General features: G+C 36.9%; 15 protein-coding genes, 1 pseudogene and 1 riboswitch. Of the genes and pseudogenes, 12 read left to right on the forward strand and 4 right to left on the reverse strand.

Annotated features, from left to right (window positions below):
• Window positions 1–119: 119 nt before the first annotated feature.
• Window positions 120–965 (reverse strand): hypothetical protein, encoded by an 846-nt coding sequence (locus tag DDF69_RS21230; RefSeq protein WP_114822539.1) that lies wholly within the window; start codon window positions 963–965, stop codon window positions 120–122.
• Between the two features lie 272 nt (window positions 966–1,237).
• Here DDF69_RS21230 and DDF69_RS21235 point away from each other — a divergent pair, with 272 nt between their 5' ends.
• The 6 genes from DDF69_RS21235 to DDF69_RS21260 all read left to right on the forward strand — a co-directional run bounded on the left by DDF69_RS21235 (window position 1,238) and on the right by DDF69_RS21260 (window position 5,965).
• The gene (locus DDF69_RS21235; protein WP_114822540.1) at window positions 1,238–2,194 is read left to right on the forward strand and encodes a helix-turn-helix domain-containing protein; all 957 of its coding nucleotides are present in this window, start codon (window positions 1,238–1,240) and stop codon (window positions 2,192–2,194) included.
• A gap of 117 nt (window positions 2,195–2,311) precedes the next feature.
• Window positions 2,312–3,514, forward strand: coding sequence for an MFS transporter (locus tag DDF69_RS21240; RefSeq protein WP_114822541.1), 1,203 nt, complete (start codon window positions 2,312–2,314; stop codon window positions 3,512–3,514).
• A gap of 196 nt (window positions 3,515–3,710) precedes the next feature.
• Window positions 3,711–4,124: a hypothetical protein gene (locus DDF69_RS21245; RefSeq protein WP_114822542.1), complete on the forward strand. Its 414-nt coding sequence runs from the start codon at window positions 3,711–3,713 to the stop codon at window positions 4,122–4,124.
• A gap of 140 nt (window positions 4,125–4,264) precedes the next feature.
• Window positions 4,265–4,864 (forward strand): Crp/Fnr family transcriptional regulator, encoded by a 600-nt coding sequence (locus DDF69_RS21250; protein WP_114822543.1) that lies wholly within the window; start codon window positions 4,265–4,267, stop codon window positions 4,862–4,864.
• Between the two features lie 65 nt (window positions 4,865–4,929).
• On the forward strand, window positions 4,930–5,550 hold the full coding sequence (locus DDF69_RS21255; protein WP_114822544.1) for a hypothetical protein: 621 nt from the start codon (window positions 4,930–4,932) through the stop codon (window positions 5,548–5,550).
• 13 nt (window positions 5,551–5,563) lie between these two features.
• Window positions 5,564–5,965 (forward strand): DoxX family protein, encoded by a 402-nt coding sequence (locus DDF69_RS21260; RefSeq protein ID WP_114822545.1) that lies wholly within the window; start codon window positions 5,564–5,566, stop codon window positions 5,963–5,965.
• Between the two features lie 175 nt (window positions 5,966–6,140).
• Here DDF69_RS21260 and DDF69_RS21265 read toward each other — a convergent pair whose 3' ends face one another.
• Window positions 6,141–6,788, reverse strand: a complete 648-nt coding sequence (locus tag DDF69_RS21265; protein WP_114822546.1) for a DUF1062 domain-containing protein — start codon at window positions 6,786–6,788, stop codon at window positions 6,141–6,143.
• 494 nt (window positions 6,789–7,282) lie between these two features.
• Here DDF69_RS21265 and DDF69_RS21270 point away from each other — a divergent pair, with 494 nt between their 5' ends.
• Entirely contained in the window at window positions 7,283–8,698 is a 1,416-nt protein-coding gene (locus DDF69_RS21270) for an aldehyde dehydrogenase family protein (RefSeq protein WP_114822547.1), read from the forward strand.
• A gap of 114 nt (window positions 8,699–8,812) precedes the next feature.
• On the forward strand, window positions 8,813–9,610 hold the full coding sequence (locus DDF69_RS21275; RefSeq protein ID WP_114822548.1) for a helix-turn-helix domain-containing protein: 798 nt from the start codon (window positions 8,813–8,815) through the stop codon (window positions 9,608–9,610).
• A gap of 1 nt (window position 9,611) precedes the next feature.
• On the opposite strand, the gene DDF69_RS21280 is transcribed toward DDF69_RS21275, so the two are convergent.
• Both DDF69_RS21280 and metE read right to left on the reverse strand, forming a co-directional pair.
• A complete protein-coding gene (locus tag DDF69_RS21280; RefSeq protein ID WP_162800981.1) occupies window positions 9,612–10,322 on the reverse strand; it encodes a hypothetical protein in 711 nt (236 codons plus the stop codon).
• A gap of 208 nt (window positions 10,323–10,530) precedes the next feature.
• Window positions 10,531–12,834 (reverse strand): 5-methyltetrahydropteroyltriglutamate--homocysteine S-methyltransferase, encoded by a 2,304-nt coding sequence (metE, locus tag DDF69_RS21285; RefSeq protein WP_114822550.1) that lies wholly within the window; start codon window positions 12,832–12,834, stop codon window positions 10,531–10,533.
• Window positions 12,835–13,013: 179 nt separating this feature from the next.
• A riboswitch (cobalamin riboswitch) is annotated at window positions 13,014–13,200 on the reverse strand.
• A gap of 195 nt (window positions 13,201–13,395) precedes the next feature.
• Between metE and DDF69_RS21290 the strand changes: the two genes are divergently transcribed.
• The 4 genes and pseudogenes from DDF69_RS21290 to DDF69_RS22560 all read left to right on the forward strand — a co-directional run.
• Complete coding sequence (locus tag DDF69_RS21290) at window positions 13,396–13,857, forward strand: Lrp/AsnC family transcriptional regulator (RefSeq protein WP_079241360.1); 462 nt, start codon at window positions 13,396–13,398, stop codon at window positions 13,855–13,857.
• A gap of 93 nt (window positions 13,858–13,950) precedes the next feature.
• Window positions 13,951–14,115: pseudogene (locus DDF69_RS22555) on the forward strand (transposase); the annotation flags it as partial.
• A 15-nt stretch (window positions 14,116–14,130) separates the two neighbouring features.
• Window positions 14,131–14,478 (forward strand): helix-turn-helix domain-containing protein, encoded by a 348-nt coding sequence (locus DDF69_RS21295; RefSeq protein WP_228411923.1) that lies wholly within the window; start codon window positions 14,131–14,133, stop codon window positions 14,476–14,478.
• A gap of 41 nt (window positions 14,479–14,519) precedes the next feature.
• Window positions 14,520–14,697, forward strand: a 178-nt coding sequence (locus DDF69_RS22560; RefSeq protein ID WP_162800873.1) for an IS3 family transposase, incomplete at its 3' end; no start/stop codon positions are given.

Genomic DNA, 14,697 nt, shown 5'->3' on the forward strand with positions numbered 1-14,697 from the left:
GAATTTAATAGTATTCCAGCCCCAGAAAAAACACAAATCTTAGATTTTTAAACAGCTAACCCATTGATTTTGTATATTTTTATTAAATCATTGTATTTTTAGAATCTTCAGGCGATTAATTAATAAAGCCTTTGTACGGAGAGAAACAACTCTCTTGTATTATCTGAAGTATTGGAATCTGTGGTTGTAGCATCACTGCTTCCTGTTGTAGATTTATTATCTACGCGGAATGCATAATACACTCTGTACCATCTTGGCTCCGGTTCTTGTACTGTAATATCGAATGTTACGGTTTCATTATGGGTCTGAGTAAGATAAACACCATCATCAAACTGCCGGTAAGCTCCTGGTGACAATTTGATATTTCCGTTGTCGGAGTCACCGGTATGGGTCGACATTTCTGAAACCCAGATTTTCACATCAGAAGTTCCTACATTATAGAGTCTGGGATTAAAAGTGGTAGCCGCTCCGGTTCCTGCTGAACTGCTGTTAAATTGTGCATCAAGTCTTAGGAAACCTCCCAAAACCGGAAGGTCAGTAAGATAAGTACTGGCTAATGTGGCGGCACCTGAAGTACCTGCAGGAATGCTCCCATGATAATAGATTAAATCTCCAATAGTAATATCATCATCCTGTCCCCCAAAAGCAAATTTCCAGGTGGTCCCGTTAAACATATAATAACCGGCTTTATCTACTTTTGCTGTTTTTACAGAAGGTGCTGTTACAGCCTGGGTTACATAGACCAAAGCTCCGGTCTGAGCAGCCAGATAGACATTATCTTTAGCTCTTAACTGATCTCCAGTCATTCTGGGAGCCATCACTCCATCAGCCGCAGTAGCCACATCGGGCTTTCCTTCTACATGTAATGTTACTTTAGGAGAATCTGTATTGATCCCTACTTGGGAAAATGCAGCTATTGAAAAACACATCATTATGCTGGCAAGAGGTAATTTTATTTTTTTCATTTTAGTATATTTGTTTAAAAATTATTTGATTTATTTAAGAATTGAATAAATCGTTTAGGGTTAATTGACAGATCATCAATCAGCCTATGTTGAGCTAGCTGGTGCAAAGTTATGTGCATTGATCAATCAAACTCAGCCATAATCAATGAAAAACCGGAAACGGCTCAACAAAACACAAGCGGCTAATAATCAGAATATTAACCCAGTCATTTTTTGAAAATTGACTGTTATGGAATTATATTGAAATGATTTAAAATTACCTCTTACCACAAATGACCACGGAAAAAGACATAAAAATTGAACAGTACAAAAGACAGCTCGTTTATTATTATAATATTCTGATGTCTGTCATCCTTGCTGTATTTGGTTTGATATACACCTTTATCATTCCTGATAAAATAATGGCATGGTATCTTTTTGGAGGACTTTTTTTAATGGTCTATACATATCTGATTGTACGCAAAACCTACTCGGTGAATGTGATGGTGCATTCTTACATCATTATTGCGACACTTTATAATTTTTATATTATGCTGGCTTTCTGGAACAACTCTATAGCGAGTTTTGTCTGGCTTATCCCCATTCCCCTGGCAGCCTATGTTTTCTTTGAAAGAAAATATGTCTTTATTTACAGTATGTTTGTTTTGCTGAATATTATTGCGGGGTACCTTATTTCCAAAACCTTCAGCTTTAAATTCCCGATACACAGACCTGAGGATGTGAGAATTACCGATACGATCCTTATGATTTCCAACGTTGCTGTAATATCACTCCTGCTCTATTTTAAGGATAAAATAAAACGTGTTGAAATTTACCATGAATTTGAGGAAAAGAATTCAAACACAGTAATTCAACCGGTTTCCGTAGCAGAGAAAGCACCATTTGCAGATGAATTGTTTGAAAAAATTGAATCGGTGATGAGAGATAAACAACTGTATAAAGATGTTAATTTTAATATTTCAAAACTTTCTACAGAAATGGATATTAACAGCAGTTATATCTCAAAATCAATCCGTGCAAAGGGATATCCCAACTTCAATAATTACCTGAATATGCACAGAATTGAATGTGTAAAAAGGCTTCTTCATGAAAATGATATTGAAAAAGTAACCCTTATGTATATTTACACTGAGGCTGGTTTCTCTAATCAGTCTACTTTCAACAGGGTTTTCAAGCAGATGGAGAATATTACTCCTTCAGAATACATCAACAGCCTGCAGCTTCATTGATTTGTTTCACCAATCAAAATCATTGAGACAATGATTTTTAAATCCGGAAAATAATCAGGAAATTTACAGCACTTAATTTTTCTGTCAAACCACTGCATTGTAATTGCAAAAAAAATCATGAATTCATCTGAAAAAGCACTTCAGGGAAGCTCACGTTTCCGATATATAAAACTTTGTATTTTCTTTTCGGGACTCTCGGTTTTTGCACAGCTTTATCTTTTCCAGCCGATGCTCCCAATGGCTGCAGAACAGTTCGGAGTGTCTGTAGGTGATACTTCCCTGCTGGTATCATCATCCACAATAGGTATGGCACTGGGATTACTGTTTTTTGCTTTTAAAGCAGACAGCTATTCCAGAAAAAACCTCATGGTTTTTTCGCTGATTTCATCTGCTGTACTTACTATTATTTCTACCTGGATCCCGAGTTTAAGCCTCCTGATTGCTATCGGAGTACTGAAAGGATTCGTGGTTTCAGGAGTCTCAGCAGTTGCCCTTGCCTATCTTACCGAGGAAGTGGATGCTCTCGCAGTACCAGCAGCCATCAGTATGTATCTCAGCGGAAATACAATCGGAGGAATGAGCGGAAGGATAATGGCGACTCTTTTTGCAGGGGAATTCGGATGGCGTAATGCTGTTCTTCTGATCGGTGTAGAAAGTTTTATTCTTGGTACTGTATTCTGGAAACTGTTTCCGGAATCAAAATTTTTCAATCCTCAGAAAACAGATTATCATCTTAAGGTAAAACAGATGAAGTTCTTTCTTACCAATCCTTACATGCTCCGTTTATATTGTACTGCAGCATTATTAATGGGTGTTTTCGTGAGCGTTTATAATTACCTGACATTCAGACTGGAAGCCAAACCATTTGCATTAAGCCACTTTATCATTGCCTTTATCTTTCTGATGTATATTTTTGGCGTTTTCGGAACGATGATCGTAGGCCGCCTTTCAAGGAGGTTTCCCATGAATAATATTCTTAAAGCATCCATCCTGTCTATGATTATCGGAGCTGCTTTACTGCTGTCTGAAAACATTTATATCCTTATTTTTGGACTCGGGCTTTTCACCCTTTCATTCTTCGCTGCCCATACTATGGCCAGCCAGATGACCGCACTGTATGCCAAACGAGGAAAATCTTCGGCTACTTCTATTTACTGGCTTTTTTATTATTTTGGTTCAAGTATTCTGGGAAGTGGTACCGGTTATCTGCTTCATGCCTATTCATGGAATATTTTTATAGGAGTTCTTATCATATCCGTTATCATAGCTCTGCTTCTTACCACTTTTAATACCAATCCAAAAGTGGCAATAAAAAACTAATACCACATAGATACCACATCCAGTATTTCATGATTATGTGACAATTCACGTACAATGTACTATTTTAACGTATTATTAATTTTTTATATCAAAAATTTAACCTAAAATCATTCAAAACAAGATTTAACAATGCAATGTCGGGCATACTATTTGCTATTTTACTAAAGACAATATCACCATTTAAAATCAAAATATTATGAACGTAGCAGATCTAAAAATCAAGAACTTGGTTGAGTATAAAAATCAGATTTATACCATTACTGAGATCTTTCAAAATGTCGAACAGGCTTATTTTGTTAAAATTGAAAATGATATTCAAAGTATTTCAGTTCCGGCAGCCTCCATCAAACCTATTAAGATCACTGAAGAATGGCTTGAAAAGCTTGGATTCTTAAGAACGTACAGTTCCGAGCAGAGTATCCGGTATGAAAGACCGGAATCTTTCATAAAATATGACATAGACCTGAGTTCCAGAAAAATACTGGAAGGATTAAAGATATACGGGAACGCCATAAAGTGTAAATACATCCATGAGTTTCAGAATATTTTCTCAAGCTTATTCGGAAAGGAAACTGTTTTACATTATGGTTATTTGAAAACAGAATCGTAGTTAAATAGTTCTTAGTTGAGGAAGACCACAATTTAGCCCGTAAATTGTGGTCTTCTTATGTATCATTGGTTCATCTCAACCGGAATAATTTAATATTTCTGTAAATTTGTATCTGTACGCTATACGCACATAATCCCACAATGAATACAGATACAATACTTTCGCAACTCATAGAACACTTTAAGGAAATCGTCTCTTTAGAAGAAAAAGATATTGACTGTATTACTTCCAGATTAGAAATCATACAACTTAAAAAGAAAGATTATCTGCTTCGCGAAGGACAGGTTTCCAGACACATGCGCTTCATTGCACAGGGAAGTCTGTATGCCTATCATATTGATGAAAAAGGAAAAGAAAATACCACTCAGCTGGGCATTGAAAACTGGTGGGTGAATGATCTTTACAGCTATCTGAGTGAATTGCCTTCGAGAATGTTTATTCAGGCCAATGAAGATACCACCATCATCCAGATCAGTAAAAGTAATCTGGAATCATTGTACCAAGAAGTTCCGGCTATCTCAGAATTCTGGCGTCTGAAAATGCAGTCTGCCTATGTTACTTTACAGGAAAGAACCTTTGAACATTCCCGTGTTGATGCCTACACCAAATACCGCACATTTGTTACTACCTACCGAAATATCGAACAGCGTTTTCCTCAATATATGATTGCTTCCTACCTTGGAATAACGGTAGAATATCTCAGCTATCTGAGAAAAAAACACCTGTCTGACGTTTCTTAAGATTTCTTAAGTTTATTGCGTTCCGGCCTGAATAATTTTGCTCACAGAAATTTAATGAGTGAAATATGAAGGCAAAAATTATCGCTATAACAGCTCTGGTATCAGCTTCCCTGAATCTGAATGCACAGAAACTTTCCTATACCCCGGATATTGTTTTAGGACACCGCTCCTATACTTATATGCACAATATCAATTATCAGCTGAATGAACGGTTGAAATTGAACAATCTTACCCTATTTGATACGGAATATACCAGGGACAAAGAAAATATATTCTTCATCAGAAATACTCTCTCGTATAATCTTACCAAAAGGCTCAGTACCAATGCTGCATTGGGAATGAAAAACCCAGGCGCATTTTTCAGTGCTTATCTGCAGTATAAAATTATCCAACCCTCTTATTCTCTCTCCTATTCTATAGGAACTACGTATCAGAAAGGATTTTCCCTGGAGCAGTCCATCTCATTTGAATATACACCGTATCTGACAGAAAATTTTAAGGGATATTTCAGTGTGCTCGCCATTGGGAATATTGATGACAGCGGATATCCCAGAGGGCTGCAGTTTGTCAGACTGGGAATAAAACACGATAAAATGATGTACGGACTGGCTTCCAATTTCGACCAGTTTAACAACGCAAAAAAGACCCTGGAAAATATCGGGGCATTTGTAAAATATAACTTTTAAATAATTATAAGAAATGAAAAAGAACATTGATTTAGGACTACTTATCACCAGAATAGCAATTGCATTTCCCATGTCGGTGTATGGAATCAGTAAACTAATCCATGGAGTTGGGTTTATTGAAGATATGATGGCCATGCACGGTCTGCCGTCATTTTTTGCATACGGTGTGTTTGCGGGAGAAATTATAGCTCCTGTCCTGCTGATCATAGGTTTCCGGGCTCGCCTGGCAGGGTTGATCTTTGCTGCCAATTGTTTCACGGCTACTATTCTGGTACAAACAGCCAATATTTTCAAACTTAATGAATTCGGAGGCTGGGCTTTGGAACTTCTTGTAATTTATATGCTTGTAAGTTTAAGCTTTTTCTTTACCGGAGCAGGAAAATATGCAGTTTCTACCCAAAATAAATGGGATTAATCCCAATGAGATACCACCAGATCTATTATGAACTCAATATCAGAAGGATCAGAAACGTCTCATATGACTAAATGACATGCGGATAGCCAACTTTGTACAAACAAATTAATTTTTTTAAAAACCAAAGTGAGTATCAATAAAAAGCCTCCCGATTAATAACCGGAAGGCTTTTTAATTATTGATCATCTACTGTATTGAGAAAAAAATCTTCTTTTCCCATAAGGTATGTATTAATCAATGCATGCCTGTTGATCTCGATACGATCGCCGTTGGTAATTTTATATTTCTTCTGCAAAGGTTTTTGATTAAAATAAACCGTACCTGAATCAAGCAGGAAGTTCAATTTAGAGGATGAAAGGCCTAAACAGGTTCTGAGTACCGTTGAAACTCTCCTATTAAAATTAAAAAGAGACTGTATTTGAAAAGAAACTATCTCGCTGTCCATATTGATAAGATCTTCTACTGGAAGGTTGGGATATAGAATTTCATATTCCACACTTTCCCAGTCGGCCTCTACATTATTTTTTCTTATTATTTCCTGTGAAAAAGCATATTGCCAGGCCATTTCCGTATTGTTTTCTGACAATTTGTTGAATACTTCTTTACTGATGGATTCTGTTCTGATTCTTGAAAACACCGTCATATTATAGGTGTTGTTGCATTTTACACATCGGTAAATCAGCCATATATCAATATTCTTTTTCTGAGCATTCAGTCTGAATTTATCACTGCATTGAAATCTGTCGCTGCTACATTGATTGCATTTCTTTTTGAGTAAGGGAGTATTTTTCGCTTTTACCTCCCAGATATGTTGGGTGTTCATTACTTATAATCGTGCTTAAAATTCTTTGTTGGATTTTTTCCATAGTATTCACGCATTACAAGTGATTACATGCATCTGGATTATAGCTCAAAGATTATTTCTTAAGCCATATCTTGTTGTATATTTCAGTTTTGATTAATACTCAAAGCTAAAACAGCAGATAAAATCACCCTTTACAGGTAATACGATAAATAATATGATGAAATAAAAACCTGTTCGGGCAGAATTACCCAAACGAAAGAACGATCAGCCTGTGGTTACGGAGACTGATACTAAGCGAAAATAAGTTTAAGAGTGGTTCTCAAAACGAGTTATTTACTTGGTTATGATAAAAGTAATCAATTTTATTGAAGAACAGAGCATTTTCATATATAAATTCAAAAAGTAAAAATTCAAAGCTTTTAAAATGAACCATACAACAAAGAAAAATTGAACTCTACAACAAACCTCTCCTTTCCTTTTCTGCCGAACTTTGTGGTATTAAAATCATCAAAATGAGACAGATTAATAAAATTTACATCAACGGCGAATTTGTTACGCCAAAAGGAACAGAGACTTTTGATCTTATCAGTCCTGTTACCAATCAAAAAACAGGAGAAGTAATTCTGGGAAATGAAGAAGATACCCGAATGGCTATCGCAGCAGCAAAAAAAGCTTTTAAAACATTTTCAAAAACAACAAAAGCAGAACGAATCAATCTACTTAAGAAACTACACGCAGCCGTAAGCAAAAGAGAAGATGAACTGGTTTTGGCTATGGTGAATGAATATGGCGGAACATTACAGTTCTGCAGAATGAGTGTTCAAAATGCAATCTCTGCCTTTACAACCACCATCAATACCTTGGAATCTTATGACTTCGAAAGAACAGTAGGACATTCTAAAGTACGTTTTGAATCTTTAGGTGTCGTTGGAATTATCACTCCTTGGAATGCCAGCAACAGCTTCATCTGTAATAAACTGGCCACGGCCATTGCTGCCGGATGTACAGCCGTCATCAAACCCAGCGAAATGAGTGCAGTACAAACCCAGCTGCTTACCGAATGTTTTCATGAAGCAGGCTTACCGGAAGGAGTATTCAATATCGTTAACGGATTAGGAAATGTGGTTGGTGCTGAAATTACCCAACATCCGCACATCGCAAAAATCTCTTTCACAGGTTCTACTTTAACAGGAAAAGCAATTGCCAAAGGAGCGGTAGATACCATGAAAAGAGTAACCTTAGAGCTTGGCGGAAAGTCTCCTAATATCATTCTGGAAGATGCTGACCTTGATAAAGCAGTTCCTATAGCCGTTTTCGGGGCTTACATGAACAATGGACAGGCATGTATTGCTCCTACCCGGCTTCTTGTTCCGAAAAACAGGCTGGAGGAAGTAAATGAACTTGCTAAAAAAGCTGCAGAACAGGTAAAAGTAGGAAATCCTAATGAAGAAGATACACTTGTAGGCCCAATGGTAAGTGCCAAACAATTTGAAAGAGTACAAAGTTATATCCGTCTGGGACAGGAAGAAGGTGCTGTTCTGCTTGCAGGAGGTGAAGGTAAACCGGAAGGTCTTGAAAACGGTAATTTTGTAAAGGCAACCATCTTTACCAATGTTCGGAATGATATGCGTATTGCTCAGGAGGAAATTTTCGGGCCTGTACTGTCTATTATTCCTTATGCCAATGAAGAGGAAGCTATTGCTATTGCCAATGACACCACCTATGGTCTGGCAGCTTATATCAGTTCTGCCAGCCAGGAACATGCAGAACGTGTAGCTGCACAGATTGATGCCGGAAGAATCTGCATTAATGGGTTTGCCCATGATCCTTATGCTCCTTTCGGAGGTTTCAAACAAAGTGGCATCGGGCGTGAGTTTGGTGTATTCGGATTGGAAGCTTACCTGGAACCCAAAGCAATTCTTGTTTAATCTGATATTCTTCACAGCAAAATATTCTTATGATTGTTTTGCTGTGAAGATTCTATCATCCTAAAAAGTTTTGTAAGTTTGAATAAGAATCTATCAAAAATACCTGCCTGAGCTATGAGCGAAAATAATATTCCTTTTCCCATCAATTATTCCTGCCATTTTTCAGAATTCAGGGAAGGAGAACAGTTTGCGCGGATTCACAGTCTGGGGCTTGTTCTTTCCGGAGAAATGGAACTGAATGACGGGATCACAAAAACAATTTTTAAAGAAGGAGAACTCTATTCTGCGAGAAAAAACAGTTTACTGAAATTCGCCAAATATCCTCCTAAAAATGGAGAAATCAGAACGATATCCATCTATTTCGATGATGCCATGCTTCATGATTTCAGCCGTGAGTATGGATATCAGGCCGAAAAGAAAGACAATGTTCCTGCCTATATAAAACCTGAGCAAAAGGCATTACATTCTTTTATGTATTCATTATTACCCTATGAAGACCTTCCTGCTTCTGAGGAAATTCTTCGGCTTAAACAAAAAGAAGCCCTCCTCTTGCTTTTGAATTATGATCCGGGACTTAAGGATATTTTATTTGACTTTTCTGAACCATATAAAATTGACATTGAATCTTTTATGAATAAAAACTTTCATTTCAATGTCAATGTAGAACGTTTTGCATACTTAACGGGGAGAAGCCTGTCTGCGTTCAAAAGAGATTTTCAAAAGATATTTGGAATCCCTCCAAGACAGTGGCTGCAGCTTCGAAGATTAAAGGAAGCCCATTTTCTGCTTACTCAAAAAGGAAGATCCGTTTCTGATATTTATCTGGATCTTGGATTTGAAAATCTATCCCATTTCTCGTTTGCGTTTAAAAAACAGTTTGGCTATCCGCCAAGCGCATTACAGGCAAAATAACTTAGACTTCCTCTAAAAAGAAATACCTAAAGGCAAGAATCACCAGAATAACGACTGCTATTGTAATGATTTTCACTTTCATATCGCTCTTAAGATTTTCCGGAGCGTAACGCAGTGTTTTTTCATCAAGATAAAAGTCTTTATATACTTCAGGATTGATTTTCAGATCCGGGCGAAACACATGTATACCTTTCAAAAAATGCCCGATAAGATCATAACGGTTTTTAAGTGGAATCACATCCAGATTGATCAGTTTCTTTTGAGGGTTTCTGTTTTCATCTTTTTCATGAACATACAGATTCTTTCTGAAATCGCTATACTTTCCGGAAGCTCTGGATTCTGAAAATATATCTTTTGTATAGGGATTATCACTCTTTACCAAATCATAGTATTTGATTGCTGACAGCACTTCATCATTCCTGTTGAGAAACAGAATTCCCTGATGATTGATGAGCAGACCACTGATTTTTTCATCCTGATTCCTCATCATTTCATACACCAGCCAACCCGCCAGTGAACCCGCGATAAGAAACAGTAATAAAAAGATCATATCAGAAGCGATGTCTGTAGAAGGATCGGATAAAGCATCAATAAAAAACCTCAGTAAAACAACAGCAACGGCAGCAAAAAGAATGACAATACTCCACCTTACTCCTGCAATGTATTGAGGATTATAGGTTTCCGATCTCATTTCAGGAAATGCTTCTTTCATGGTTTTAATGTATAGTGTATTAGTTTGATCAGCTTTTAACATCTATTTAAAATGATCGAATGTCAAAATTTACCGAGCTGCAAAAATAGAATATAAAATGAATACAATATTATAATATATCCATTATTTTAACCACTAAAAATAACAGATCGTGCCATGAAAATCATAACACGATCTGAATTATTGAATCTAATTATTTTAAATTTTTCTACACAGCATATTCTACTGAAGCTTCTTTAGCAGCGGCAACCATTGCGATTAAAGCTTTTTCAGTTTCTTCCCAATGTCTTGTCTTCAGCCCGCAGTCCGGATTTACCCAAAGTTGATTGGCTGGAATGACATTCTGAGCCTTTCTCAGCAGCTCAATCATTTCTTCTTTTGACGGAACTCTTGGTGAGTGAATATCGTATACTCCAGGACCAATTTCATTCGGATATTTAAAATCTGCAAAAGCATTCAGCAGTTCCATCTGAGAACGTGAGCATTCTATGGTAATGACGTCAGCATCCATATCGGCAATGTTTTCAATAATATCATTGAATTCCGAATAACACATATGCGTGTGGATTTGGGTAGCATCTTCTACTCCACTTGCTGAAATTCTGAACGCTTCCACAGCCCATTTCAGATAATTCTGCCAGTCTGTTTTTCTTAATGGAAGTCCTTCTCTGATCGCAGGTTCATCAATCTGAATAATCCTGATCCCTGCTTTTTCCAGATCCACCACTTCATCACGGATTGCCAAAGCAATCTGCTTACACGTTTCTGAACGAGGCTGATCATCACGTACAAAAGACCACTGTAAAATGGTAACCGGACCTGTCAACATACCTTTTACCCATTTTTCAGTCTGGGATTGTGCATATTCAGACCAATACACCGTCATCGGAGTCGGGCGGGAAACATCCCCAAAGATCACAGGAGGTTTTACACAACGGCTTCCGTAGCTTTGTACCCAGCCGTTTTTAGTGAATACAAATCCTTCCAGCTGTTCTCCGAAGTATTCTACCATGTCGTTACGCTCAAATTCTCCATGAACCAATACATCGATTCCGATGTCTTCCTGCCAGCGGATTGTTCTCTGCGTTTCCTCTTTCAATAAGGTATCATATTGTTCTGCAGTAAGCTCTCCTTTTTTGAATTTTGCTCTCCAGCTTCTTACTTCTGTGGTTTGCGGGAATGATCCGATGGTAGTGGTTGGAAATAAAGGAAGCTGCAAAACTTTCTGCTGTTCTTCTTTACGGATCTTGAAGGTATTTATTCTCTGAGCATCTTTTTCAGTAACTGCATTCGCTCTTTGTTTTACCTGATCATTATGGATAAGAGAAGAAGTTCTTCTGCTTTCAATGGCTTTTTTATTTTCTTCAAATGCTTCAAAAATCTGTTCATTTTCCGTTCCGGAAGCCAGTTCTTTAAGTGTTACGACTTCTTTTACTTTTTGTTTAGCAAAAGCCAGCCAGTTCTTAATTTCCGGGTTAAGATTGGTTTCAAAATCAAGGTCACAAGGTGAATGAAGCAATGAACATGATGGTGCAATGAAGATCCTTTCAGATCCTAACTTTTCAACAGCTTTTCTGATGAAAGACAATGATTTTTCATAATCATTTTTCCAGATATTTCTACCGTCAATTACGCCTAATGAAAGACTTAAGCTTTCCGGAATAATATTCAGAATATCATCCAGCTGTTCAGGATTTCTCACCAGATCAACATGTAATGTATTCACCGGAAGGGAAACTGCAAGTGATGCATTGTCTTTTAGTCCGTCAAAATACGTAGCTACAATAAATTTCAGTTTCGGGAAACGTTTTCTTATTTCGGTATACACAGAAAGATAAGTTTCTTTGGCTTTTTCTGTTAAATCCAACGCCAGAAAAGGTTCATCAAATTGAATCCATTCTGCACCGTGATCCTGAAGTTTGGTTAAAATCTCTGTATAAACAGGAAGAAGATTTCCGGTCAGATCCAGTTTATCGAAGCCTTCTTCTTTTTCTTTTCCTAATAACAGATAAGAAACCAATCCGATAATTACAGGTTTTGCATTGATTCCAGCTTGTTTTGCTCCTGCAAATTCATTGAAAATTTTATCTGAGCTTAGTTTAAACTGTTGATTTTTATAAAATTCCGGAACGATATAATGATAGTTGGTATCGAACCATTTGGTCATTTCCATGGCAGTGATATCCAATCCGTCTTTCTGATATCCTCTTGCCATCGCAAAATAAAGATCCAACTCAGTATTGTTCTTTTTAAGCACTACTTCATGGTAACGTGTTGGAATGGCTCCTACAACAAGGCTCATATCCAATACCTGATCATAGTAGGAAAAATCATTACATGGGATAAGGTCTATCCCTGCTTCTTTCTGGATATTCCAGTTCTGGTTACAGATCGTTCTTCCGGTATTCAGAAGTTCTTCCAAAAGGATTTTACCTGACCAATACTGTTCGCAGGCCTTTTTGAGTTCTCTTTTGCTACCAATACGCGGATAGCCAAGGATGTGAGTTTGCATTTTTTTTAAACTTTTTAATTCAACTTATCGGGAAAGTTCTTTAAAAGGCTTCGTAATGTTTTATCGGAAGAAGTTTCAGGAAATTCATGACATAGCAGACAGCGTAATTTCCTTTACAAAAGAAAATACCCGAATCCGATATATCATCTGTATGACCTCAAAGCTTCAGACCGCGAAAGCATTGTCAATTCAGTAAAGGCAGGTCTCCTGACTTGTAACAGTTTCCGTCATCCTTCCCGCTTTTGGCAGTGGATCTGCAAGGACAGAAACCTTTGGTGTGTTACTTACAGTTGCGCGACAGCTCGTGATTTGCACACGATTCCCTATTAATCTACCTTAAGTAAAACCTTTCCTGTTTGATGAAGTATCTGTAAAGAACTGTACTTTTACCTTTAACTATGGTCATCAGTAAAAGTTTTTAATTTTGTGTAAAATTAGCAATACAGAATAAAAATACAATTAACATTAAATAATTAAGCAAATTAAACTTTTAAAAATAAAAATAAAAGCATATGATTCTGTACATTTGACTGTTTTAATCATTTAAAAGAATAATATTCTGTGGAACAACTCGATGATAAGGATTTACAGCTGCTCAGGCTGCTCCAGAAAAATGCTAAACTGACCGTTAAGGAACTTGCAAAAGAAGTAAACCTTTCTACCTCCCCTGTTTTTGAAAGGGTAAAAAGACTGGAACAGGATGGTTTTGTTAAAAGATATGCAGCGGTTCTTGATGCTGAAAAACTGAACCGCGGATTTACGGTTTTCTGCCAGATCAAACTCAAAATTCATGACAGGTCTGTAGGCTATGATTTTGTAAAAGAGATTTTAGAAATTGAAGAAGTTGCCGAATGCTACAATATTTCCGGAGATTTTGATTTCCTTCTGAAAGTTCAGGTAAGAGATATGAAGCATTATCAGGATTTTGTATTCAATAAGCTGGGATCGGTAGATTCCATAGGGAGTACCCACAGTACGTTTGTGATGGCTGAGGTAAAGAATAACCATGGGCTGACGATATAGCTTTCGCTTTACGTTAATCTGCTTCAGATATAAAAAATCCGTCAATAATGGACTGCCCCCAAAAAGTTAGACACTTTTTAGGGGCATTTTTTTATGTATAGAAAAGAAAAATTTAGCGTTGCTTTTAAATTAGAATGTATTAATCTTCACAAAAATTCTCATCGTTCAATTAAATCTATAGCAACAGAGAAAGGATTTAATGAAAGCAATCTGCGCAAGTGGATTGGTTTTTATAGCAAGTACGGAATCTCGGGACTATACCCGCGAAAAAACATGAGCTATTCCCTGAATTTCAAGGTTAAAGTTCTAAAAACCATCGAAACAGAACATATCTCACAAAGGGAAGCATGTATCCGATTTAATATTGCAGCTCAGTCTACCGTGTTGAATTGGCAAAGGAATTACGAAAAAAGTGGTATTTTAGGGTTAAAGAACAACCCCAAAGGAAGACCCGGCATTATGAGTGATTACAAACGTAAAAAAAGAAAGTCTGATAAGCCATTGACCAGAGAAGAAGAACTTTTATTGGAAAACGAAAGGCTTCGAGCTGAAATTGATTTTCTAAAAAAGTTAGACGCCTTAACTCTCAAAAAGAACAAGCAGAGGCCATCGAAGGATTAAGGCGAAAATATGATCTGTCACTCCTGTTGGATTGTACAGGCATGGCCAGAAGCAGTTTTTATTACCATCAGAAAGCTCTTGACAAAAAGGATAAATATGGAGAAATAAAAACTTTGATAAAACAAATTTATCATAGACATAAAGGTCGGTTTGGATACCGTCGTATTACTCTGATTATGAAACAACAAGAAATTGTAATTAATCATAAAACGGTATTAA

Origin of the sequence: Chryseobacterium sp. KLBC 52, assembly GCF_003347605.1 — a bacterium.
In the GTDB taxonomy this organism is placed as follows: Bacteria; Bacteroidota; Bacteroidia; order Flavobacteriales; family Weeksellaceae; genus Chryseobacterium.

Coding starts and splice junctions, on each gene's coding strand:
- DDF69_RS21230 (WP_114822539.1), bottom strand. CDS start 965: ATGAAAAAAATAAAATTACCTCTTGCCAGCATAATGATGTGTTTTTCA.
- DDF69_RS21235 (WP_114822540.1), top strand. CDS start 1,238: ATGACCACGGAAAAAGACATAAAAATTGAACAGTACAAAAGACAGCTC.
- DDF69_RS21280 (WP_162800981.1), bottom strand. CDS start 10,322: ATGAAAGAAGCATTTCCTGAAATGAGATCGGAAACCTATAATCCTCAA.
- DDF69_RS21245 (WP_114822542.1), top strand. CDS start 3,711: ATGAACGTAGCAGATCTAAAAATCAAGAACTTGGTTGAGTATAAAAAT.
- DDF69_RS21240 (WP_114822541.1), top strand. CDS start 2,312: ATGAATTCATCTGAAAAAGCACTTCAGGGAAGCTCACGTTTCCGATAT.
- DDF69_RS21260 (WP_114822545.1), top strand. CDS start 5,564: ATGAAAAAGAACATTGATTTAGGACTACTTATCACCAGAATAGCAATT.
- metE (WP_114822550.1), bottom strand. CDS start 12,834: ATGCAAACTCACATCCTTGGCTATCCGCGTATTGGTAGCAAAAGAGAA.
- DDF69_RS21295 (WP_228411923.1), top strand. CDS start 14,131: ATGAGCTATTCCCTGAATTTCAAGGTTAAAGTTCTAAAAACCATCGAA.
- DDF69_RS21255 (WP_114822544.1), top strand. CDS start 4,930: ATGAAGGCAAAAATTATCGCTATAACAGCTCTGGTATCAGCTTCCCTG.
- DDF69_RS21250 (WP_114822543.1), top strand. CDS start 4,265: ATGAATACAGATACAATACTTTCGCAACTCATAGAACACTTTAAGGAA.
- DDF69_RS21275 (WP_114822548.1), top strand. CDS start 8,813: ATGAGCGAAAATAATATTCCTTTTCCCATCAATTATTCCTGCCATTTT.
- DDF69_RS21270 (WP_114822547.1), top strand. CDS start 7,283: ATGAGACAGATTAATAAAATTTACATCAACGGCGAATTTGTTACGCCA.
- DDF69_RS21265 (WP_114822546.1), bottom strand. CDS start 6,788: ATGAACACCCAACATATCTGGGAGGTAAAAGCGAAAAATACTCCCTTA.